This is a genomic window from Salinimicrobium sediminilitoris, from assembly GCF_020866905.1.
Taxonomy (GTDB): Bacteria; Bacteroidota; Bacteroidia; order Flavobacteriales; family Flavobacteriaceae; genus Salinimicrobium; species Salinimicrobium sediminilitoris.
This window is the reverse complement of sequence record NZ_JAIVCC010000002.1, coordinates 351264-373632: the sequence shown is the minus strand read 5'-3', so window position 1 is coordinate 373632 and position 22369 is coordinate 351264. Positions and strand designations below refer to the sequence as shown.

The following is a 22369-nucleotide window of genomic DNA, read 5'->3' as shown; positions in this document are numbered from 1 at the left end:
TGCCGGTCTGGGACTCAGCAACCGGAGGTGTGGAAAAAGATCAGGTTAAATGGCAATAGATATCTAATTTATTTTGCCATGTATGGCTGCCAGGTTATGAGGATATATTTCTTCTTATTGTTTTCTATTTTTGAAAGGAAACCAAATTCGTAAACAAAAAGATAAACATCACCTTGCTTGTTTTTCCAAAAGTGCGTGAAAAAATTAGGATCAAATTGCTGGTCAAGTAGCACCTGTGCTCTCACAGTTGCTTTTCCAGCTTTGTTGTACTGCTTTAATAGTTTTCTGTTGATTTTTAGTTGTCGGTCTACTTTTGCATAAAAGCCTGCGTTTCCTTGTTTGCTCTTGTTATAATGCCAGGAACTTTTGCAATATGGGTCGCAGAACTTTTTATCTGATCTTCCTTTTAGTTCCTGATCACAGGCCAGGCATTTTTTTTGAAGCTCCATCCTTCAGATCCATTTTAGTCGTATAATATACGGATAATAAACACCTTATGGTTTTTCCTAGTCTACTTTTACTTAAAAGAAAGTTTAATGGACAGGAAATATGTGACATTAAAGAATTTATTGATAGCCCAGGAGAAGTGCATTGGGTTAAAATTTTTTGCAGACAAGGTGGTGCAGGCTTTGGTGAATGATCTTCCGGAAGTTAAATGGAGTGAGGAGTTCAATATGAATTATATCTTAAATACTCCTGCTAACCTGGAGCTGGTTTTTAGCACCTTTCGCGGGGTGGCCTGGATCAATTGCAATCATTTTTATTCAAGAAGTAATTTTGGAAAAGAATTAGAACCGGTAGATATACGTGCCCTTCAAAAGAGAGAACCTGTTGCCGGGAGAAAATTCTGCCCCGGGAGTTACCTTCAAAAGCTCGAGTTGAAGAGATATGCGGCCAGTACCGTGAAAACTTATGTTTCGTGCTTTGAAACTTTTATGAATTATTACAGCAATAGAGAAGTAAAGGATCTCAATGAAAATGACATAAGGCTTTACCTTCAAAAAATGATACGCGAAGAGGCTTCCCATTCCTATATTAATCAGGCAATCAACGCGATTAAATTTTACTACGAAGTTGTTTTGGAAATGCCCAATCGGTTCTATGCCGTTGAACGTCCCAGGGCAGAGGAGAAGCTTCCGGAGGTTTTGGCCAAAGAGGAAGTGCTATGTATTATTGAAAACACAAACAATATTAAACATCGCTGTGTAGTTAGCCTGTTGTATTCTGCAGGACTTAGAAGGGGTGAAGTTCTTAATCTGAAAATAGGTGATATAGACAGCAAGAGAATGGTGATTAGGGTGAGATCGGGCAAAGGGAATAAGGACCGCTACACTATACTCTCTGAAAAGCTCCTTGGAGATCTACGAAAGTACTTTTTGGAATGGCGGCCAAAGGAGCATTTATTTGAAGGTCCTAAGGGAGATAAATACTCAGCCGAAAGTATAGTAAAGATCGTAAAGGAGGCTTCGCGAAAAGCCGGAATACGAAAGAGAGTTACCCCGCATATGCTGCGACATTCTTTTGCCACTCATCTTTTGGAGAGCGGTACAGATTTGCGTTACATCCAGGTATTGTTAGGACATAAAAGCACTAAAACCACTGAAATATACACACACGTGGCCACAAATATTTTTTTCAAGATCAAAAATCCACTAGATTAGCCAGTAAAGTACAATAAAGACAAAGTGTATATAAATGTACCACTGTGTTTATACGTACGTTACCCAAAATGCCGCTGACAAACAAAACGCCGAAAAAAAATGACTCGAATATAACGGCCTTCTAAAATGCCATTTTTGGGAGGAAATATAAATTGAGTTTTAAAAGAAGAATTGCGACGGATCACTCACTCAAGCGGATAATTAAAAGGTGCTAAAAACATCATTTTTGAATAGTAAGAAAATCAGATTTTCAAAATAAACTAAAACGGACTTGCTCACTCAAAGCGGACAAAAATAATCGGACGAAAAATTGCCATTTTTGAGAGGGAAGAAATTTAGAGTTTAAATCAAAACGCAGCGGACTCTCACTCAGACCTGGAAAATAAAGAATAAGAAACGCAGATTACTCGGGCGGCTCACTCAGGCGGGCGGCACATTGGGTAACAACGTATAAAAACAATGCTTAAATTAGTCTCAAATCGAAGCTCCGTGCTCGCTTGCAACGCCTGATTGTCCTGCGGACAATCAAGCTCGCCAGCTCGCATAGTTTTTATACGAGACGTTGTGAGTCATTGCAAAGCGGGTGGGAGCGCAGTCGGCAAATTTTAGTTAATCAGCAAATACAGTTTTTCCGGGAAGAAAAAAAGCTACGGGTTAAAATCATCACTCGGGCGCAAGTGGCGCTTTTTTTGGTGAATTTGGATGTTATTGCTTGTGAATAAGCGGACTTTTGACCGCAGCTGATTTTCGGGAAAAGTGTTCAAATTGGCCTTTTTAAGGCTTCTTTGCAGCGGACAAATAAAACAACAACTCACAACAGCATATAAAAACAATGCTATCTTTAAAGTCTAATCGAAAAACCTGGCTGGTTTGCAGCGTCTGATTTTCCTTCGGAAAATCATTCTGGCTGGCTCGCACAGTTTTTATACGAGACGTTGTGCATAATACGAACTAAGCTTAAATGAAAATTAAATCTTTCTCGACTTTATTTGGAATACTATTTTCTATCATCGGAATCATTGTCGGAATATGGATTTCAACTACAGCTATAAGTAACGATTATAGATATTTCTATATCTACTCTGGGATTTCGGGATTTATAACTGGAAAACTCTTCGCCAAATATATTATTGAAAAGAAGAATAGATTTAATCATCAGAATTATATTATTGTAGCAATATTAACTGGACTACTTTCACATTGGTTGTGTTGGTATTTAATAACATTGGAATTGAACTTCCGATATTGGATTATGGACGTGCACTTTTTCTCTCCTCCGATTAACCCTTTAATGGGAATTCTTGGAGTATTTGTGTTCTGTCTTTGGAGTTGGATTTTTGTTGGTTGGGCTACTGTCTTGGGCGGAATTGTTAGTATTTATTCCACTAAATGGATTTATGAAAGAAATGAAAGTACTATGCACAACAATGAATAACACAAATTGCGGAACACCTCTCAAAAATGGCATTTTTTGGGACCTTTTAAATTAAGTCTTTAACTGAAAAATTCAAGTTCCCAAGCCGCAACTTGCGTTATTCGAGACGTTGTAAGTAAGGCGAAAAACGAAATATGAAAATAGTATTTATCATAATTGGAATTGTTGTTCTGTTAATCATAGTCTTTATGATTTATAGATATTTTGCATTTAGAAAGGAAAGTGCAGAAACCCATAAATTGAGATTTGAGCGAATTCACCCACTTTATGAAAATTTGGAAAATGGAAATGATTTAAACGAAGAAGAAGTTTTAAAATACGCTCAAGACAATAAAACTAGAGAAGTGACTTATCAAATTCTGTCAGAGCACAATAAAGCGGAATTGTTTCCTAAAGAATTTTTGACAATAGAAAGTGGAGCTGAAAGTAATTTGGTAAACTGGCTTGAATTTCCAACCGAATTAGACAAAGCACCAGACGATATAAAGCATTTGAAAAGAGTAACTATCAAGTTTGACGGAAATGATGTGTATTATCACGTTTTTAGGTATATGACAAACGAACCTCATTGGGCTTCTAAAAATGGTTGGATGTTAGGAGTTGTCGGACCTTATTTTGACGACAGTAAGCCATATGATTTCCCAGCTGCGACTTTTAGTAGATGTAGCAGTAAAGTCGGAGAAATTGAACCGGAAGATGAAGCGAAGTGGGTTCACGAAAATATTGCACTGAAAAGATAAAGCCCTACTTACAACAATATATAAAAACAATGCTTAAATCAGTCTTGAATCGAAAGTCCGTGCTCGCTTGCTGAGCTGATTGTCCCGCGGACGATCAAGCTCGCCAGCTCGCACTGTTTTTATACGAGACGTTACCTCACATTCTTAACTGGAAAGGCAGTTATTTTTTGCCATTTTTGAGAGGTAAGGTTTCTGATAATTCCAGTCGCAGTTTTTGGTTCAAAAAGTCGGTTCCTAAAAGCCATTTTTGAGACCTTTATTGGGCAAATGTTCTGGTCGATCACGACGGCGGACTTTATTCAGACGCGGTAACGGACGGTCGATTCAAGCTCAACGTCCAGGCAAATATGAACATTAACTCATAGCTGGAATGGTCACAGCGGACAAACAAACGTGAGGTAACAACATATAAAAACAATACTTATTTTAGTCTCGAATCGAATGCCTGTGTGTACTTGCTGCGTCTGATTTTCCTGCGGAAAATCAACGCCGGCAATCGTCGCACTGTTTTTATACGAGACGTTACCCACAATTATGAGAAAACTGATTTTATTAATTGCGCTTGGATTTTTTCTGCTAAGCTGCTCTGATCGAAGCCCGGATAAGAAAGCTACAGCCCAGGAAGATTTTATAGCCTTACAGGAACAAACTGTTTCAAGTGTTACTCAGGAAACGGATTTATTAAAGATCATAGATTCTTATCAAGAGATTTATTTGATACAAAGAAATGACAAATGTGGTGAATGGGGCGGAGATAAAGAACAACTCCGGATTTACAAAAATAACCCCGATGGAAGAATTTTACTTGATTATAAAAAATCAATAATTAATTGTGAGGATCCATATTCTCAAAAGGAACCTGCAAAATTGATTGAGAAGGATCGGATTTCATCTAATAGAGAAATATTGGAATTAATTGAAAAAAGTATTATAGACCTTACAAAGCACAAAATATCAACTCCTCAATCGGTTTCCCATAGTGGAATTGCTAATTATATAATTTCAAAGGATTCAACTTTGCTAATAACTCATTATCCGTCCTATAGATGGTCAGCATTTCAAGAACTGACGAAAATAATTGTGGAAAAATAACTGTGGGTAACAACATATAAAAACAATGCTTAAACCAGTCTCAAATCGAAAGTCCGTGCTCGCTTGCAACGCCTGATTGTCCTGCGGACAATCAAGCTCGCCAGCTCGCACAGTTTTTATACGGGACGTTACCCAACATAGAAAAAATGGAAATAGTAAAAATTGAAGTAGGTCAAGAAAGACCACTGATTAATAAAATTGGAGGATGGATTTTCCTGATCGGGATTTTATTGTTACTGATCTCGGGTGGAATTCTCTTTTTTGGCTACTACCTTCCACTTGAACTGACCTTGGTTTACTACCTTGAATTTCTTCATCAAAACATTTATCTGACATTCATACTTTCACTCGGACTGACTTTCGGTGGTGGTTGGCTGATGTCCTGGCTAAAGTACATCCCGACTGATCTTAAAATAAATGAAGGGGATATTATCTTTTTTAAAGGTGAAGAAGAAATTGAACTTCCGACAAGAAAAATCCATAAGCTCCTATGGAAAAAGAAAATGTTTAGTGATTTAAATAATGTGGTGATTAAAACAATTGGTTTAAAAAAATACCATACTCGAATGGATAATATGAACTACAATCGTTTAACCCAATCATTACCAGATAAAACATCGGAATACAACTACGTTGGGTAACAACATATAAAAACAATGCTAAAATCTGTCTCAAATCGAAGCTCTGTACTCGCTTGGAACGCTTGATTGTCCTGCGGACAATCAAGCTCGCCAGCTCGCACTGTTTTTATACGGGACGTTGTACACAAGCTAATATGACAAAATTTAAAACTCTTATTTTGGTCCTTCTTACTTCCTGGTCATACGGACAGGAAGCTGGTTGTGGCGGAATAGCCAATTGGGAATCTGACAAAGTTATTCAAGTTTACGACCATCCAAAAGGATTGCCAATAGCTGCACTTCAAAACAAAACACAAGAGGAAAACTTCTTGTCTTTTGATATTCTTGAAACTCAACCAGATTTTTTTAAAGTTGAAATTAAATACGCTTTTGACTCTGACCCCATAGTTGGATGGATAAAGAAAGAAAAGGAAATTGGTTTATATGCCAGAAACTACCATCCCGATGAAATTCTAAAATTTTTTAGTGCTCCAGATAAAAAAACCAAAGTACGAGCTGAACTGAATGAATATGTCCCTGAGTTTTACCAAATTTTAGATTGTCAGAATCAATGGGCCTTGGTAAGATTGGTTTGGAACGGGAAAGTATTCGAAGGATGGATAGAACCCGAAATGCAATGTGCTAATTCTTATACAACTTGTAATTGAAAAGCCTGTGTACAACAATGGCTATCCAAAAATGGCTTTTTTGAGAACTTATTTCCTACATTTATTTCCATTAGAAACAGCCGGTTCAACTGAAAGTGCACTCTTCCCTACACGCCACTTTTGATAGCCGGGACGTTGGCAACAAGCCTAATGAAAATTTATGAATAGAATAATATTAATAGGTAACGGTTTCGATTTAGCACACGAAATGAAAACCACCTATAAAGACTTTTTGGATAATTATTGGGAAGAGGTTATTGCCTTAATTAAAAAAAGTCCTCAAGGAAGAAAATTTGAAAATGATGAAGTTATCATAAATAAATCTCCTTCGGGATTTTTATCTGGCAATAGTTATAATGATTTGAAAGCAACATTGAAGGATTTCAAAGAGGATATCATTTTCAAAAATAAATTTCTGGAGAAGATAACTGAGAAATCTAATATTGAATCTTGGGTTGATGTTGAAAATGAATATTATTCGCTACTAAAAGATATTTATAAAAAAAACGGAAATGCACTAAAAAACTATTCTATCTCCCAACTAAACTTAGACTTTCAAAGAATAAAAGATCTTCTAAGGGAATATCTAACATCTATAAATGAAAATTTTAAAAGAAATTATCAATGGCATAATAGGACTGAGCAGACTATTGGTTATAAATTATTCGAGTTATTAAATCCCCGAGACTTTTCCGAAGATGCATTAAATGAAATTGTTGAAATAGAATATAAAAATTTAGAAAAAGAAATAAACGAAATTAAACAAGGGAAACTAGATTTAGAAAGAGTCGAGGGAAGTAAACAAGCTTTATTGAGAAAACTCTTGAATTCATATAATCCACGAACTACTATCCGTAGACTGCTTCAGTCCCCAGGTGCTAGCAATGATTTTAACATGGTTCCAGAAGAAACCTTATTTTTAAATTTCAATTATACATTTACGGAAGATTTTTATACAAGACCGAAAACTTTCAATCACTTCGATGATTTTGACACCAAAGTTTCTGTGAATCATATTCATGGAAGTATTAATAAATATGAAAAATCTCCCATAATCTTTGGGTTTGGGGACGAGTTAGATGATGAGTATTCTAATATTGAAAAACTCAATAACAATGAGTATTTAGAAAATATAAAATCAATTAATTACCTAGAATCTTCCAATTATAAGAGCCTATTAGAATTTATCAATAGCCAGAGGTATCAAATTTTTATAATCGGACATTCCTGTGGAATTTCAGATCGTACTCTTCTTAACACAATGTTTGAACACATAAATTGCTCTTCTATAAAGATATTTTATCATCAAAAATCTGAAGAGGAGGACAACTACAGTGATATAGTAAGAAACATTTCAAGAAATTTCAATGACAAAGCTTCTATGCGAGATAGGGTGGTCAACAAACAATACTCACAGAAACTGTTATAGGGCCAGTTGCCAACAATGAATAACACAAATTGCGGAATACCTTTCAAAAATGGCATTTTTGACTACCTTTTAAAACCAATATTTAACTGATAAATCTGAGTCTCCCAATCCGCAACTTGCGTTATTCGGGACGTTGGCAGCAATGCCATAGAAAATCCCCAATAAAGAATTGAGTATAATCAATTAACCAGGAAGATGAAGATCCACATAGAAACAGAAAGATTAATATTAAGGGATTTGTGCAAGGAAGATGCAGAAGGTATTTATGAGCTTGATTCTGATCCTAAAGTGCATACCTTTTTAGGGAAAAAGCCCATTAAGACTTTAAATGAAGCAATAGCCATTGTTGAATTTATCAATCTGCAATACAGAGAAAATGGAATAGGAAGATGGGCTGTTATTGAAAAAGAAACAGAAAGATTTATTGGTTGGAGTGGATTCAAATTTATTACTGACCCGATAAATGGCAGAAGTAACTACTATGATTTAGGCTATCGTTTTCTTAGAAGATTTTGGGGAAAAGGTTTCGCATCTGAAAGTGCACAAGCCTGTTTGAATTACGGATTTTATAAAATGAATCAAAAAGCTCTTTTTGCAATGGCTGACAAGAATAACTTAGCTTCAACTAGAATTTTAGAAAAAATAGGTATGTCTAAAATTGATGAATTTCAATATGAAGCTGTATCTCATAATTTTTACCAGTTAAAAAAAATTGAATGGGAAAACAGCACAGCTGCCAACAACATATAAAAACAATGCTAAAACCTGTCTCAATTTGAACCTCCGTGCTCGCTTGCAACGCCTGATTGTCCTGCTGGACAATCAAGCTCGCCGGCTCGCACTGTTTTTATACGAGACGTTGTAGCACATTTGACAAAAAAAACTGAAACCTTAGATAAATTAAAATGCGATATCGAGCACTAACAGATTTTGGAGGATTTCTTTGGTGGCTAATTATAAGGTTTGGAAAAACTGAACTTGAAGAAGAGCAAAAAAAAGATAAATGGGCGCGAAATTTATTTTTCCTAATCATCCTCGGATTAATAATTGCTTTTTTGACAATCAAAGTTTTCTAATAAAAACCCGTGGCAACCAAGAATATGAAAATTATATTTACTTGAACGGACAAGAATTATAAAGCTGCTTATGAAACTGTTCGGAATACAATAAAAAAAGTAACGAGTGAAAAATAAAACGTGCTACAACATTATATAAAAACAATGCTAAAACCTGTTTCGAATCGAAAGTCTTTGCTCGCTTGCAACGCCTGATCGTCCTGCGGACAATCACGCTCGCCAGCTCGCACTGTTTTTATACGGGACGTTGGCAGCAATAATAACAAAGTATGAATAAAGAACAAGCCCTGACAAAACTTGAGGAATTTAAACGAGATATACTTAAACTTGAAGTAGGTTGCACTAAGGAAGAATACCGAGAACTAAGAACTAAAATAAATAAAAATAAACCTCTAGTTCAGAAGATTGTTAGACGGACAGGAATCGCCAGATTTATGGATATTGCGCCACCCCCAATGATTGGTGGATTCGTGATGAAATCGATTGATCCATTTGATGTCATTTTTGATACCCCGTATGGAATTGACATCACGCCTATATTAACTGATGTAATAGACCAAGCAACTGGTATTATTGAAAGTAAAGAAACTTTTGAACTTGCTGCTGCCAAACCAACAATCCCTGTAAATTCTAAAAAATTAAGTTCGAAAAAAGTTTTTTTAGTTCACGGTCACGACAACGAATTAAAAGAGAAGACAGCCCGATTTTTAGAAAAACTAGGTTTGATCCCGATTATCCTACACGAGCAAGTAAATGAAGGGCTCACGATAATTGAAAAATTCGAAAAACATTCGGACGTTCATTTTGCTATTATTCTAATGACACCAGACGACATAGGGAATACTAAGGATAAGCCAGGAGACCTCAAACCTAGAGCTAGACAAAATGTAATATTGGAACTAGGATATTTCCTTGGTAAACTCGGCAGAAACAATGTTTGTGCTTTAGTCAAAGATAATATTGAGATTCCATCCGATTATGATGGAATAGTATACATTGCTGTCGATCCTGCAGATGGTTGGAAACTATTACTGACCAAAGAAATGAAACATTCGAAATTAGAATTTGATAGCAACAAAGTTTTCTAAATTACTGCTGCCAACAACGTATAAAAACAATGCTTAATTTAGTCTTGAATCGAAACTCTTTGCGTACTTGCTGCTTCTGATTTTCCTGCGGAAAATCATCGCCGGCAATCGCCGCACTGTTTTTATACGAGACGTTGTAAACAATGCCAAAAAACAAATGAACTACTACACTGGAGCATATTACTTTATTAAGTTAAAACCTGTCGATTATGGAACAATAAAAGGTTCTAAAATCTTCACTTGTAGTCGGTGCATAAACGACTCTTATTTTGACGATTGGGCAATTTCTTGGGCAACAACAGACAAGAAGGAACTTGATGAAACTAAAGCTATATTTAGTTTAACCGATAAAAAAGTTGAAGAAATTCAAACTTGGGCGGACAAAAAGCTGGACGAAAAAAAACTCGGCTGGATAAACACTTTTTCGGACTTAAAAACATTGACCGAATACAAAGAAAAGTTCTTCCCAAACGAATTGAATTTTCAAATATTAAGTATTTCTTTCCCAGAATCTGAATTGGACGAGGCTATAGAACTGACTCAACCGCCAGACGCTCAAGGTGGAGAAATGGGAATTCACACCAAGCTGAAAAATAAAGAAATTGAGAATAGTGGAGGAACGTTTTTAGGCTTTGACATAATTGGAATTGAAGTTGGTGGAGATTTTCACTCTTTTCATTGTCACGACCTCTCAACTGATTTGAAAGAAAAGTTCGGTCTCACAATAAATGAATTTGGACTTATTGAAAATTTTGAAAATTGGGATGAGTTAATGGAATTTATGAATGACGAATCCAACGGGTTTGAACCTGTTCCTTGGTTTTACGTAAAAGTAAATCAAATAAAAAACAAAAAAAGCACTGTTTACAACAACATATAAAAACAATGCTAAAACCTGTCTTGAATCGAAACTTCCTGCTCACTTGCATAGCGGATTGTCCTGCGGACAATCACGCACGCCAGCTCGCACAGTTTTTATACGAGACGTTGTGAGCAATTATAACAAAGTTTAATATTAATTTAAAGATGCTTAAATCGAGATTATACAATCCAAAAGAGGATGAACTAATCTATCATTATTGCAGTCCTGAATCATTTTACTCCATCTGTCAGAATAAAACTCTGAGATTAAGCGATGTTTATTCCATGAATGATTTTATGGAAATGCATTGGGGATACTCAATTTGGGAGGAGGCGGCAGGAATGTTAATTCCAGAATACGGTTTACCATTCATAGACAAAATTGACAAAGTAATACATGATTCTGGTGCCCAAGCCTTAACCTTAGCCGCATGTTTTTCAAAAGATGGAGATGTGTTAAGTCAATGGAGAGCATACACCAACGACGGATCTGGCTATTCCATTGGTTTTAATGCAAAGGATTTAGTTAAACTTGCAGTAAAACCCCTCAAAGTACTTTATGAAAAGGATAAACAGCTGGAAGAAATTAAATCAGTGATAAAGAAAATCCATCAATTGGAAGAAGGCAAAACAGGTAATTTTGGTGTAGACTTTAATAAATACTGTACAATGCTTTCGTTTGATTTGATCTCATTTAAAAATCCTGCTTTTAAAGAAGAAAAAGAAATAAGATTAACCCATCTTTTAGGTTTTAAAAAGAGCAATAACTCATTAAAATTAGAAGATCCTGGCGGACTTTATTTTGGAAATCACTTCAAGCACGAGGTGAAGTTTAGAATGAAAGAAAGTTTACCTGTTTCATTCATTGATGAAGATTTCACTAATAACTCACAAATTAATCCGATCAAAGAGGTAATATTAGGCCCAAAGAATGATTCAAACCCTACAGCCATTTCAATTTTTTTAGAAACTATAGGTGTTGGCAATGTGAAAATCAAAAAGTCCCAAGCATCATATCGATAGATAACTGCTCACAACAACATATAAAAACAATGCTCAAATCAATCTTGAATCGAAACTCCATGCTCGCTTGCTGCGTCTGATTTTCCTGCGGAAAATCATCGCCGGCAATCGCCGCACTGTTTTTATACGGGACGTTGTGCGTAAGCCGTAAGAAATTGTAATTGTAAAATTTAAGAAATGAAAATAGTCAAAGTATTTATTTATTTGGTAACCCTTATTCTAATTAATAGCTGTTCGCTAAGTAAAGCCGCTAAATATTTTAAAGAAGGAAAAACAGAACAGGAAAATTATAAAGTTACTTTTCCTTTCGAGATGGAAAAGGGGTGGATAATTGTACCCGTTGAAATAAAAAATAAGACTTATAGATTTCTTTTAGATACAGGAACACCCACTCTTGTATCAAAAGAACTTGCTGAAAGTTTAAATATGAAAGTGATCGATTCTGTAAATGCTTCTGATGTTTATAATAAATCACAACAAAATAAATATGCAAGAATAGAAACCATTGGAATTGGAACAATAGATTTTATTGAAACAGTAGCCTTAATAAATGATTTTAATGCTACACCAATGTGGGCTTCTTTGAATGTTGATGGATTTATAGGTGCAAGTTTAATGCAACACGCTGTTTGGGATATTGATTTTGACCAAAAACAAATTACCATAACTGATAATGAATCAAAATTAAATTTACCTAAAGAGGTAATTGAGAATAAGTTATTTATAGGTGTCGCAGGATTACCTTCTATTGCCGCTAAAATAAATGGGGAAAAAATTTGGAATTTCCCTGTTGATTTAGGGTATAATGGAGACATAGTCATACCATTTTCTGAATTTAAAAAGCAAACAGAAAACGGTGAAATTTCAGATTTTAAAAAATTAAATACTCAAAGTGTTGGAATTTACGGGAAAGAAAACGCAGCAAGGGAATCTTATACCGGAATAATTAATGAAATAGGATTCGGCAATTCTACTCTAAAAAATGAAAAGGTGTATTCAGAACAATATTTAAGTAGGAGGTTTGGTTTAGATTTTTTCAGAAATTATCGTGTTATTCTAAATTGGGATAGTAAAAAAATAAAGTTGATAGAAAGTAAGGAAACCACTGATTCTTAGTCAACAGCCTACGCTTTAAATCCAACTTCTAAAATCAAGAAAAATATTTAAAACAACTGATTATCAACAAGTGCTTTAAATTATAAAATTTACAGTTATGAAAAAGACATTATTTACCTTCATAGTCTTTGTGCCGATTATAGCATTCGGCCAGGATAAAACTTACAGTAAAAAAGATTTGCAAACCGAAACGGTAATCGCAAATTATACTTTATTAAAACCTTCTAATGAGTCGGAAAGAAATATTGAAACAGTGCTCATAGATGATCGGAATTTTTCAAAATCTTTAATAGATTTTAATTTGGATAAGTCTTATAGTCTATCCTTTACAGAAAAAAGTGCAAGGTTATCCAAGTTCATTGACGACAAAGATTCAAATGAAGAAATTTTGGAATTAGAACCTTTCCTGTACTTCGAATGGAAGCTTAGAAAGTCAAATTGAGGCAAAACTTTCCCACAATTTTCAGTTATCCTTCTACCACTTTAAATTTCTCAGCAGCGCCTGTCGGCACAGCAGGTAATTGCTTGAAAGTCCGTGCTCGCCCGCTCACATTATATTTAAACGAGACGTTGGCAGCAAGTTTCACCAATTTAAATAATTGATAGTAATAGCATTTGATGACCAGATACATCCTAACTATGGGATTTCTACTTATATGTTCAATTGTTCATTCTCAGCAGCAAATAATTCTGGAAGGAAAGATAGTTGGAGACTCCTTAGAAAACTCTCAAATCAACATTATAAACCTCACGAGAAAGACGGGTACGACTAATTCTGATTTAGGAGAATTTACAATTGAGGTAATAGAAAATGATACACTTTCTTTTTCTTCTGTGCAATATGAAACAGTCACTATAAAGATCTCGGATAAAATTATTTCACAAAAATTCCTGAAGATTAAATTAACTCCAAAGGTGATAGATCTGGATGAAGTATTAATACAAAAAACTGACCTTACAGGTAATTTATCTCAGGATATAGGAAAAATTAATACTCACAACTATTACGAAGGTATACCTCTACCAAAGAAAGCAAAATTAACAAGCATAGGTAGAAAATTATATACGGCAAGAGATGGAGATATCGATCCTCTCCTAAATATGATTTCAGGAAGAATGCAAATGTTAGAGAAAGCACAGGAAAATGAGCATATGGCATTGGATGTTCAGGAAGGAATGGATGCCATAGAATCTTCAGTCTTTATTCATCTGCTTCAAATACCTGAAGAGGAAATTATCAATTTTGTTTATTATTGTGCCACAAGTCCTTCCTACAAAAAACAAATTGAAAATAATGATTATTTAGAGCTTATAGAGTTATTCAAAGAAAAGGCTCCTGTCTTTCGGGAACTCAGAAGAATAAAACCAGCTGCCAACGGCCGTTAGCGAGCAAATAAGGCCTACGCACAACATTATATAAAAACAATGCTTAAGTCAGTCTCAAATCTAAAGTCCGTGCTCGCTTGCTTAGCGGATTGTCCTGCGGACAATCAAGCTCGCCAGCTCGCACAGTTTTTATACGGGACGTTGCCTGCAATTAGACCAGCCCCGACTCAATCATTCATAAATGGAAAAAATAAATATTTACTACACCCGAATGACCTATTATTATCTTCATAGAAGAGGTTATGATTTAAAGCGAGCAAAAAATAAAGCTTTTACTAAAACAACTCTTCTATTGGGTGTCTATCTTTTCTTCGTCTATGTGGCAGTTATGAATATTGCCAACCAACTTATTTTTCATCTTGATAACAACAGAAAGAACGGACTTCTCATTATAACCCCTTTTGTCTTACTTGCTTATTTGTTTGCGGAGAAGAAATTAAAACACCGACTTAGGTTGATTGAAAATGTCGACGAATATAAAAGGGAAAAACTGAGAACCTATAATAGATTCCAAATTCGAGTTGCAATAATTGCAGGTATTTATGCAATTATTATGTTTTGTTTAATACGCCTGACCAACATTTACCTGTTATAATTAAATCCAACTGCAGGCAACAACATATAAAAACAATGCTTAAACCTGTCTCAAATCGAAATTTTGTGCTCGCTTGCAACGCCTGATTGTCCTGCGGACAATCACGCTCGCCAGCTCGCACTATTTTTATACGGGACGTTGTGGTGCATTTGAAAAAATGTCTTGGCAGGGAAAATAATCAATCGGAATTTCAGCGGAAAAATGACATATTTGAATTATTCATTAATGAATAAAAATGGATAATTGTAACAAAGCCATAAGATTACCTACTAATATTAACCCACCAAAATTTTTTTCTATGAAAAATAATATCGGAATTACAGTTGCTGCAATCGGACTGTTATTGTCAATTAGCGGACCCACTCTTTTTGAGCAAAATCAATTTCTTAAGTATACTTTTCTTGGATTAGGAGTTTTATTAGCAATTTATGGTGCTTATAAAGCGGACAAAGAACGCAAGTTAAACTAACAGATTTTTTCATTTTACTTTCGATGGACAAATCTAAATAAGAAAACGCACCACAACAGCATATAAAAACAATGCTAGAACCTGTCTCGAATCGAAAGTCCGTGCTCGCTTGCAACGCCTGATTGTCCTGCGGACAATCAAGCTCGCCAGCAAGCACTGTTTTTATACGGGACGTTGTAGCCAATTTAAATGAAACACTATTTCAAAGAATATTTCAAAATTTGGTGGGTTCCTATTGCGTCCTTTGCAATTCCATTTCTAATTTTTCATTTTAGGAAGTTTATTTGAAAGTGATTTCATAGTTGATCTATCACTATGGATATTCGGATTAAATATTGTCGGAACTGTTATTTCAGGAATAGTTCAGATTTGGATAAAAAAATGGTACTTAATTATTCCTCAAATTTTAATAACAGCATTTCTCTTATTTTTTGTCAGTTTCATATTCGTTTTTTCACCGCCAGATTATTATGGAGCGAACAAAAAAATTCCAACTGATATAGAAATATCTGAACCTTTAGAAAGAGAACCGATCAAAGAAGATTTTGAAAATTCGGACTTGATTATCTCTGCACTGTTTCAACCTGGAATCTATAGTTATTATACGGATCACAAACCTAAAGAGCCTGGTTATTTTTACATCAAAGCTTTTGAAGTTACGTCCAATGACAGATTATCTCAAGAACAGATGGATGATAATTCAAAGATTACTGTAACGGATTTAGATAAAGAATTTTATGAAGGAGAATTCACCATTTATGAAGGTTCCTGGGGAGATAAATATGCAGGAAGAATTGAGTTGTGGTTCAGTCCAACAACCTCCAATAAAGATTATAGAGTTACCCAAAGGAATTATATTATTGAAGGGTGGATGAGATAAAACTGGCTACAACAATGAATAACACAAATTGCTGAATACATTCCAAAAATGACATTTTTGACTACCTTTAAAAAGTAGTCTTTAACTGACAAATTCGAGTTTCCAAGCCGCAACTTGAGTTATTCGAGACGTTGTGCGCAATTAAACAAAACAAAATATGTTAACTGATAAAGAATTAAATAAAATCAAAGATGTTCAAAAGTTGCGTAAGTTTCTGGAAGTTGAGTCCGATAGAGGCTGTTGTTTGTTAGCAGTTTCCTTTTTAGATAATGAAATAAAATTACTGCTGGAAAATAAACTGGTTGGAACAGAAAAATTCAAGAACAACCTTTTTAGTTTAAATGGTCCTCTCGGTACATTTTCATCCAAAATCGATTTAAGTTTCTCCATTGGATTAATCGGGGATGATGTTAAGGGCGATATACATATTATTCGTAAGATCCGTAATGAATTCGGACATAGCTACGACCCCATCGACTTTAATTCGCAAAAAATTAAAAGTCGAATTGAAAACCTTAAACACAACATTTACAAATCAGATGAAAAAATCATTCGAGAACAATTCATAGACGCAGTAACTCTAATATTGGCAGAAATTAGCGACACTGATTATTCGCATTCAAAATTTTCACAAAAAGGAAATAAGAGATATTTAGATAATCCAAAACTTGCCAACTTTTTGAAAAAAGGGATAGATAAAATTTACAACGAGTAAGAATAACTGCGCACAACAACATATAAAAACAATGCTTAAACCTGTCTCGAATCGAAGCTCCGTGCTCGCTTGCAACGCCTGATTGTCCTGCGGACAATCAAGCTCGCCAGCTCGCACTGTTTTTATACGGGACGTTGTGCATAATGTAAAATGATGAAAAAACTACTTATAATTATTTCCTTGATTTTTCAACAGTCTTACTCACAGACGGCTGATGATAATTATGAACTATATTCTCTTATTTTGTCTGAGAAATTAGAATTAGGAACTACAAAAAAGATTGATTCAATTCTACTTATTAAAAGATTTGAGAATAGACTCGGTAATGATTACAGCCTATTTGAATTGAGTTCTGATTCAATTACTTCTAATGATATAAATATTCTTTTAATCAAAACAAATAAGGATACAACCTTTGTAAAAAGACTTATACAAGAACCATCCATTAAAAGGCTAATTACTGGATTGACGGACAATATAGATGATAATCCAAAGATTGAAATTAACCGACTTAAACCCACCAATCTCCATACTCAAAGCATATCTACAAGGAAATATTATTCATTTTTTGGAAGAAATTTCGACAAGAAAAACCCGTGGGAACGGATTGAAAGAAAATTTGGAACTCGGAAAGTAGTCGAGCTTTCAAGGGTAAATTATAGCGGTAATCTAGCTGCAGTCTATTACGGTCTTCATTGTGGAAGTTTGTGCGGTACCGGCAACATCGTCATATTTGAAAAAATAGATGAAAAATGGCGGATCTTGACTGAGTTAAATTTATGGATGTCCTGATCAAAACACTATGCACAACAACATATAAAAACAATGCTAAAACCTGTCTCAATTCGAAACTCTTTGCTCGCTTGCTGCGTCTGATTGTCCTGCGGACAATCATACTCGCCCGCTCGCACTGTTTTTATACGGGACGTTAGCCACAATTAAATAAACCCGATGAAAAAAAGCATTGCTATAATTTTAGTTATTATGCTCTCCAGTTGTAAAGAAACTGTCAATTCGAACAACAAAGTTGTCAACCAGAAAACGAAAAAAGTTGCACAAGTTGATTATCACAAAATAATGGATGTTGTTCTTGATACCTTCAGCATTCAGCACGACAAGATTATTTATTTAGAGTATGAACCAAGTGAACAACCTATTGACTCTAAGTACCGTAACTACATCTTAGAAAATCCAAGATTGGAGGAAAGTGAGAAAAAATTGGCTATCGCACTATTAGAAACTGGAAAAGACTCTTTTAACTTTGACCGATCCAAACTGAACCAAAACAGTCAAGAAATCTTAAAAAATACGGACAAAACTACTGATAAAAACCTGACTTATTACTTCAATTCTTTTCTTAGTAATAAAGAAAATGATCTGGTGGTTTCCACAGTCGGCGCAATTATGAATAATGAATCGTACAGTACAAAAAACTCCGGAGCAGAATTGATTATGTTTTTCAAGAAAGGGTCGGATAATCAATGGAAACTGTCGAATTTCATTTCAACTATTGAGTATTAACTGTGGCTAACAACTTATAAAAACAATGCTCAAACCTGTCTCGAATCGAAACTCTGTGCTCCTTTGCTTAGCGGATTGTCTGGCGGACAATTACGCTCGCCAGCTCGCACAGTTTTTATACGGGACGTTGGCAGCAAACCCTTAATAACTAAACTAAAAAATATTTACTATGACAATTTTAATGATTACTCTGATTGTTTTGACAGCAATTTTATGGATGTGGGCTTTCGTGGATATTTCACGTTCAAGATTTGAGACCCCAACTATGAAATGGTTGTGGATTATTTTAATATTATTTTTTCCAATATTAGGTTCTATAATTTATTTCCAGTTTGGAAAAAAATATACCAAAGACCCCAAAAAATTTAATCCGGACTTTAGTAAAAACTCTGAATAAAAACGTTTAATCGGATTACTAATAGGTCAGCTGCCAACAATATATAAAAACAAAGCTTATTTATTGTTGAATCGAAACTATGTGCTCGCTTGCATTGCGGATTGTCCTGCGGACAATCACGCTCGCCCGCTCGCACAGTTTTTATACGAGACGTTGTGAGCCATTGCAGGCAGGAGGGGAGCGCAATTAGGAAATTTCCGCTTTTGTGCTGCTGCTGGTGTAAAAACGCAGAAAAAAAGCTACGCGATAAAACATCACTCAGCCGCAAGTGGCGCTTTTTTTTGGCATTTTTGGAAGGTATAGTTTGTGAATAAAGCGGACTTTTGACCGATGGTGTTTACCAGGAAAACCAGTCAAAAAGGTCATTTTAAAGACTTCATTGCAACGGACTTTAAAATAAAACAACGGCTCACAACACTATATAAAAACAATGCTAAATTTAGTCTCAAATCGAAACTCCGTGTTCGCTTGCTGCGCCTGATTGTCCTGCGGACAATCAAGCTCGCTAGCTCGCACTGTTTTTATACGCCACGTTGCCAAAAATGCTGCTGACAAACGAAATGGGAAAATTTAAAAACTGGCTTGAATAAAACGGACTCCTAAAATACCATTTTTGAGAGGTAAGCAAAATTGATTTTTTAAAGAAAATTATAAACGGATTCTTACTCAATCGGATAAAAAAACAAGTTTGAAAATTGGCTTTTTGGGAAGTAAGAATAATTAGATTTTAAAAGAACAATTGCGTCGGACAATTTACTCGGGCGGAAAAAAAGAACCTGGAAAATATCATTTTTGACAGGTAATAAAAATGGAGGTTCAAAGATAAAGGCAGCGGATTTCCTCACTCAAAACGGAGAAAAAAAAGAGAACGCAAAATTTACCATTTTTGAGAGGTAAGAAAACAAATACTTTAAAACAAAACGCAGCGGATTGAAAAGCGAAACGGCTCACTCGGGCGGGCAGCACTATTTGGCAACAATGTATAAAAACAATGCTATCTTAGTGTCGGCTCGAAAGTCTGTGCGTACTTGCTGCGTCTGATTTTCCTGCGGAAAATCATCGCCGGCAACCGCTGCACTGTTTTTATACGAGACGTTGTAGCAAATTTAAAACACTCATATATTTACAAAATGGGCAAATTACGAATCCATAGAAGTAACCAATGGTATGGCGGAGTAAGAGACTACAAAATCTTTCTCGACAATCAGAAAATCGGAGAAGTTGGAAAAGGAGACATAAAAGAATTTAATATACCAGATGGCGAACATCAACTTTTCGCAAAAATAGACTGGTTTGAAACTAAGAAAATTTCTTTAAATCTTGAAAAAGATGAGGAAAGAGAAATTGTACTAAAAAGTTCCGATAAATCTAAATGGACAATTCCAGTCATTTTTATTTTACCAGGTCTAGTTTATCTGACTGATCTAAAATTAGAACTTTTACTTCTTCTTTGTATTCCCATCGTGCTGCTACTTCTGTATACTCTGACCTATGGAAAACGATCATTTATAAAGGTTGAATAAAAAAACTTGCTACAACAGCGGTTATCCAAAATGGCTTTTTTGAGAGATAATTTCCTACATTTATTTCCATAAGAAAAACCCGTTACGCCGGAAAGTGATTCCTTCCCTACACGCCACTTTTGTTAACCGGGAACGTTGTGTGCAAGTGGAAAAAATCCGAATAATAATTCATAAATTAGATAAAACATTAAAATTCAAAATATTATGAAAACTTCTAAAAAATACGGATTACTACAATTGATGATTTTGACTTTTATAATGACCTTTTCACCGTCCGAGTTGTTTGCACAAGAAAATAAGGAGAATCAACTGACTGATTTTTTGTTAGTTGTTCAAAACTCAGACAATAATAAAATTGCTATGGAGTGCAAAGAAGGTTGTGCCTGGGAAACCTTGTCTTACAATCTATCGGACAACAGTAAACCTCAAGCTATTGATGAATATGGAATGACTGATTTAGATAAAGTAAATCCTCAAGAAGATGCTGACCTCTCTAATTTTCTTTTCACGGTAGAAAGAAAAGGTAATAAACTATTTTTTAAAGGAGTAGAAGGTACTGCGTGGACTGAATTAAGTTTTTCGATTTCCCCACAAGAAGAACAGGCTATTAATCAAATGGGCATGACAGAATAACCTCCTCTCTCCCGGACATAAAACACCTGCACACAACAATAAATAACACAAATTGCGGAATACCTTCCAAAAATGGCATTTTTGGCTACCTTTAAAATTAGGTATTTAACTGACAAATTCGAGTTCCCAAGCCGCAACTTGCGTTATTCGGGACGTTGTGTGCAAGTGGAAAAAAATCCGAATAATAATTCATAAATTAGATAAAACATTAAAATTCAAAATATTATGAAAACTTCTAAAAAATACGGATTACTACAATTGATGATTTTGACTTTTATAATGACCTTTTCAACGTCCGAGTTGTTTGCACAAGAAAATAAGGAGATTCAATTGACTGATTTTTTGTTAGTTGTTCAAAACTCAAACAATAATAAAATTGCTATGGAGTGCAAAGAAGGTTGTGCCTGGAAAACCTTGTCTTACAATCTATCGGACAACAGTAAACCTCAAGCTATTGATGAATATGGAATGACTGATTTAGATAAAGTAAATCCTCAAGAAGATGCTGACCTTTCTAATTTTCTTTTCACGGTAGAAAGAAAAGGTAATAAACTATTTTTTAAAGGAGTAGAAGGTACTGCGTGGACTGAATTAAGCTTTTCGATTTCCCCACAAGAAGAACAGGCTATTAATCAAATGGGAATGACAGAATAATCTCCTCTCTCCCGGACATAAAACACCTGCACACAACAATAAATAACACAAATTGCGGAATACCTTCCAAAAATGGCATTTTTGGCTACCTTTAAAATTAGGTATTTAACTGACAAATTCGAGTTCCCAAGCCGCAACTTGCGTTATTCGGGACGTTGTAGCACATTGAAAAAATGAAACCGAATAATAACATATTTACAGTGATTATGATCTTCGTTTGTGGATTAACCTATGCACAAGTCGAAATCAGGGGAACTATATTATCTGAATTGACAGGTAAAAAACCCGACGCGGAAATTTACATTCAAGAGCTGCAAACTCGACATCCAGGAACAATTGCGGATAGTCTTGGAAAATTTCGTTTAAAAAATTTAGAACCGAACCAGAAATACGTGCTTAAGATCTCCGCATTTGGATTTCCTACTCAAGAATTTGAAGTAACCACAAATAATGGAATAACAAACGAACTCTTCGTGCTAAAAGCTGATTGTGAGTTTGATGCCGAGAAAGCTGAATCGGACTGGAAAAATGGAACTCCTAAATTACTGCTGTTCGGATCTATTGCGCCAATAGCTAACACTAAAGCCGACAAACGTTTTGAGAGGAAATATAATATTCAATATTACGACTTTGGAGATTCTCCTCCTGCAATGGACTGTCTAAAATTGTACAATGAGAGAATGTTTAAATTATTGGATGATAAATACGGACCGCAATGGCGAAAAAAAGTTCGGTCTGACGTGGAGTATTTGAAATAAAACGTGCTACAACAACATATAAAAACAAT

At 35.0% G+C, this 22369-nt stretch carries 25 protein-coding genes; 24 read left to right on the top strand and 1 reads right to left on the bottom strand.

Annotated elements, in window-relative coordinates:
* Nucleotides 1-68: 68 nt before the first annotated feature.
* The gene (locus LA313_RS03410) at nt 69-449 is read right to left on the bottom strand and encodes a hypothetical protein (protein ID WP_228913211.1); all 381 of its coding nucleotides are present in this window, start codon (nt 447-449) and stop codon (nt 69-71) included.
* An 87-nt stretch (nt 450-536) separates the two neighbouring features.
* Here LA313_RS03410 and xerA point away from each other — a divergent pair, with 87 nt between their 5' ends.
* The 24 genes from xerA to LA313_RS03290 all read left to right on the top strand — a co-directional run bounded on the left by xerA (nt 537) and on the right by LA313_RS03290 (nt 22340).
* Complete coding sequence (gene xerA, locus LA313_RS03405) at nt 537-1661, top strand: site-specific tyrosine recombinase/integron integrase (RefSeq protein WP_228913210.1); 1125 nt, start codon at nt 537-539, stop codon at nt 1659-1661.
* A gap of 1569 nt (nt 1662-3230) precedes the next feature.
* Complete coding sequence (locus LA313_RS03400) at nt 3231-3836, top strand: hypothetical protein (protein ID WP_228913209.1); 606 nt, start codon at nt 3231-3233, stop codon at nt 3834-3836.
* Nucleotides 3837-4370: 534 nt separating this feature from the next.
* On the top strand, nt 4371-4928 hold the full coding sequence (locus LA313_RS03395) for a hypothetical protein (protein ID WP_228913208.1): 558 nt from the start codon (nt 4371-4373) through the stop codon (nt 4926-4928).
* Nucleotides 4929-5074: 146 nt separating this feature from the next.
* The gene (locus LA313_RS03390; protein WP_228913207.1) at nt 5075-5569 is read left to right on the top strand and encodes a hypothetical protein; all 495 of its coding nucleotides are present in this window, start codon (nt 5075-5077) and stop codon (nt 5567-5569) included.
* Nucleotides 5570-5703: 134 nt separating this feature from the next.
* Complete coding sequence (locus LA313_RS03385; protein ID WP_228913206.1) at nt 5704-6216, top strand: hypothetical protein; 513 nt, start codon at nt 5704-5706, stop codon at nt 6214-6216.
* Between the two features lie 160 nt (nt 6217-6376).
* On the top strand, nt 6377-7645 hold the full coding sequence (locus LA313_RS03380) for an AbiH family protein (protein ID WP_228913205.1): 1269 nt from the start codon (nt 6377-6379) through the stop codon (nt 7643-7645).
* Between the two features lie 195 nt (nt 7646-7840).
* On the top strand, nt 7841-8395 hold the full coding sequence (locus LA313_RS03375; protein WP_228913204.1) for a GNAT family N-acetyltransferase: 555 nt from the start codon (nt 7841-7843) through the stop codon (nt 8393-8395).
* Nucleotides 8396-8990: 595 nt separating this feature from the next.
* Nucleotides 8991-9809 carry a TIR domain-containing protein gene (locus tag LA313_RS03370; RefSeq protein ID WP_228913203.1) on the top strand — a complete coding sequence of 273 codons (819 nt, stop codon included), beginning with the start codon at nt 8991-8993 and terminating at the stop codon, nt 9807-9809.
* Between the two features lie 157 nt (nt 9810-9966).
* Nucleotides 9967-10689 (top strand): hypothetical protein, encoded by a 723-nt coding sequence (locus tag LA313_RS03365; protein ID WP_228913202.1) that lies wholly within the window; start codon nt 9967-9969, stop codon nt 10687-10689.
* Nucleotides 10690-10835: 146 nt separating this feature from the next.
* Entirely contained in the window at nt 10836-11693 is an 858-nt protein-coding gene (locus LA313_RS03360) for a DUF2971 domain-containing protein (RefSeq protein WP_228913201.1), read from the top strand.
* Between the two features lie 177 nt (nt 11694-11870).
* Nucleotides 11871-12809 carry a retropepsin-like aspartic protease gene (locus LA313_RS03355; RefSeq protein ID WP_228913200.1) on the top strand — a complete coding sequence of 313 codons (939 nt, stop codon included), beginning with the start codon at nt 11871-11873 and terminating at the stop codon, nt 12807-12809.
* 97 nt (nt 12810-12906) lie between these two features.
* Entirely contained in the window at nt 12907-13251 is a 345-nt protein-coding gene (locus LA313_RS03350; protein ID WP_228913199.1) for a hypothetical protein, read from the top strand.
* Nucleotides 13252-13427: 176 nt separating this feature from the next.
* Nucleotides 13428-14195 (top strand): carboxypeptidase-like regulatory domain-containing protein, encoded by a 768-nt coding sequence (locus LA313_RS03345; RefSeq protein ID WP_228913198.1) that lies wholly within the window; start codon nt 13428-13430, stop codon nt 14193-14195.
* Between the two features lie 181 nt (nt 14196-14376).
* Nucleotides 14377-14790 carry a hypothetical protein gene (locus LA313_RS03340; protein ID WP_228913197.1) on the top strand — a complete coding sequence of 138 codons (414 nt, stop codon included), beginning with the start codon at nt 14377-14379 and terminating at the stop codon, nt 14788-14790.
* Nucleotides 14791-15088: 298 nt separating this feature from the next.
* Nucleotides 15089-15259 carry a hypothetical protein gene (locus tag LA313_RS03335; protein WP_228913196.1) on the top strand — a complete coding sequence of 57 codons (171 nt, stop codon included), beginning with the start codon at nt 15089-15091 and terminating at the stop codon, nt 15257-15259.
* Nucleotides 15260-15818: 559 nt separating this feature from the next.
* On the top strand, nt 15819-16139 hold the full coding sequence (locus LA313_RS03330) for a hypothetical protein (protein WP_228913195.1): 321 nt from the start codon (nt 15819-15821) through the stop codon (nt 16137-16139).
* 157 nt (nt 16140-16296) lie between these two features.
* Nucleotides 16297-16854, top strand: a complete 558-nt coding sequence (locus LA313_RS03325; protein ID WP_228913194.1) for an MltR family transcriptional regulator — start codon at nt 16297-16299, stop codon at nt 16852-16854.
* A 150-nt stretch (nt 16855-17004) separates the two neighbouring features.
* On the top strand, nt 17005-17646 hold the full coding sequence (locus tag LA313_RS03320) for a hypothetical protein (RefSeq protein ID WP_228913193.1): 642 nt from the start codon (nt 17005-17007) through the stop codon (nt 17644-17646).
* Between the two features lie 159 nt (nt 17647-17805).
* Nucleotides 17806-18375 (top strand): hypothetical protein, encoded by a 570-nt coding sequence (locus tag LA313_RS03315; RefSeq protein WP_228913192.1) that lies wholly within the window; start codon nt 17806-17808, stop codon nt 18373-18375.
* Nucleotides 18376-18544: 169 nt separating this feature from the next.
* Entirely contained in the window at nt 18545-18772 is a 228-nt protein-coding gene (locus tag LA313_RS03310; RefSeq protein ID WP_333473544.1) for a PLD nuclease N-terminal domain-containing protein, read from the top strand.
* A 1130-nt stretch (nt 18773-19902) separates the two neighbouring features.
* Nucleotides 19903-20295: a hypothetical protein gene (locus LA313_RS03305; protein ID WP_228913191.1), complete on the top strand. Its 393-nt coding sequence runs from the start codon at nt 19903-19905 to the stop codon at nt 20293-20295.
* Nucleotides 20296-20499: 204 nt separating this feature from the next.
* Nucleotides 20500-20928 carry a hypothetical protein gene (locus tag LA313_RS03300; protein WP_228913190.1) on the top strand — a complete coding sequence of 143 codons (429 nt, stop codon included), beginning with the start codon at nt 20500-20502 and terminating at the stop codon, nt 20926-20928.
* A 225-nt stretch (nt 20929-21153) separates the two neighbouring features.
* Nucleotides 21154-21582 carry a hypothetical protein gene (locus LA313_RS03295; RefSeq protein ID WP_228913189.1) on the top strand — a complete coding sequence of 143 codons (429 nt, stop codon included), beginning with the start codon at nt 21154-21156 and terminating at the stop codon, nt 21580-21582.
* 173 nt (nt 21583-21755) lie between these two features.
* A complete protein-coding gene (locus tag LA313_RS03290; RefSeq protein WP_228913188.1) occupies nt 21756-22340 on the top strand; it encodes a carboxypeptidase-like regulatory domain-containing protein in 585 nt (194 codons plus the stop codon).
* The last annotated feature ends 29 nt before the right edge of the window (nt 22341-22369 follow it).

Coding starts and splice junctions, on each gene's coding strand:
- LA313_RS03410 (WP_228913211.1), bottom strand. CDS start 449: ATGGAGCTTCAAAAAAAATGCCTGGCCTGTGATCAGGAACTAAAAGGA.
- xerA (WP_228913210.1), top strand. CDS start 537: ATGGACAGGAAATATGTGACATTAAAGAATTTATTGATAGCCCAGGAG.
- LA313_RS03400 (WP_228913209.1), top strand. CDS start 3,231: ATGAAAATAGTATTTATCATAATTGGAATTGTTGTTCTGTTAATCATA.
- LA313_RS03395 (WP_228913208.1), top strand. CDS start 4,371: ATGAGAAAACTGATTTTATTAATTGCGCTTGGATTTTTTCTGCTAAGC.
- LA313_RS03390 (WP_228913207.1), top strand. CDS start 5,075: ATGGAAATAGTAAAAATTGAAGTAGGTCAAGAAAGACCACTGATTAAT.
- LA313_RS03385 (WP_228913206.1), top strand. CDS start 5,704: ATGACAAAATTTAAAACTCTTATTTTGGTCCTTCTTACTTCCTGGTCA.
- LA313_RS03380 (WP_228913205.1), top strand. CDS start 6,377: ATGAATAGAATAATATTAATAGGTAACGGTTTCGATTTAGCACACGAA.
- LA313_RS03375 (WP_228913204.1), top strand. CDS start 7,841: ATGAAGATCCACATAGAAACAGAAAGATTAATATTAAGGGATTTGTGC.
- LA313_RS03370 (WP_228913203.1), top strand. CDS start 8,991: ATGAATAAAGAACAAGCCCTGACAAAACTTGAGGAATTTAAACGAGAT.
- LA313_RS03365 (WP_228913202.1), top strand. CDS start 9,967: ATGAACTACTACACTGGAGCATATTACTTTATTAAGTTAAAACCTGTC.
- LA313_RS03360 (WP_228913201.1), top strand. CDS start 10,836: ATGCTTAAATCGAGATTATACAATCCAAAAGAGGATGAACTAATCTAT.
- LA313_RS03355 (WP_228913200.1), top strand. CDS start 11,871: ATGAAAATAGTCAAAGTATTTATTTATTTGGTAACCCTTATTCTAATT.
- LA313_RS03350 (WP_228913199.1), top strand. CDS start 12,907: ATGAAAAAGACATTATTTACCTTCATAGTCTTTGTGCCGATTATAGCA.
- LA313_RS03345 (WP_228913198.1), top strand. CDS start 13,428: ATGACCAGATACATCCTAACTATGGGATTTCTACTTATATGTTCAATT.
- LA313_RS03340 (WP_228913197.1), top strand. CDS start 14,377: ATGGAAAAAATAAATATTTACTACACCCGAATGACCTATTATTATCTT.
- LA313_RS03335 (WP_228913196.1), top strand. CDS start 15,089: ATGAAAAATAATATCGGAATTACAGTTGCTGCAATCGGACTGTTATTG.
- LA313_RS03325 (WP_228913194.1), top strand. CDS start 16,297: ATGTTAACTGATAAAGAATTAAATAAAATCAAAGATGTTCAAAAGTTG.
- LA313_RS03320 (WP_228913193.1), top strand. CDS start 17,005: ATGATGAAAAAACTACTTATAATTATTTCCTTGATTTTTCAACAGTCT.
- LA313_RS03315 (WP_228913192.1), top strand. CDS start 17,806: ATGAAAAAAAGCATTGCTATAATTTTAGTTATTATGCTCTCCAGTTGT.
- LA313_RS03310 (WP_333473544.1), top strand. CDS start 18,545: ATGACAATTTTAATGATTACTCTGATTGTTTTGACAGCAATTTTATGG.
- LA313_RS03305 (WP_228913191.1), top strand. CDS start 19,903: ATGGGCAAATTACGAATCCATAGAAGTAACCAATGGTATGGCGGAGTA.
- LA313_RS03300 (WP_228913190.1), top strand. CDS start 20,500: ATGAAAACTTCTAAAAAATACGGATTACTACAATTGATGATTTTGACT.
- LA313_RS03295 (WP_228913189.1), top strand. CDS start 21,154: ATGAAAACTTCTAAAAAATACGGATTACTACAATTGATGATTTTGACT.
- LA313_RS03290 (WP_228913188.1), top strand. CDS start 21,756: ATGAAACCGAATAATAACATATTTACAGTGATTATGATCTTCGTTTGT.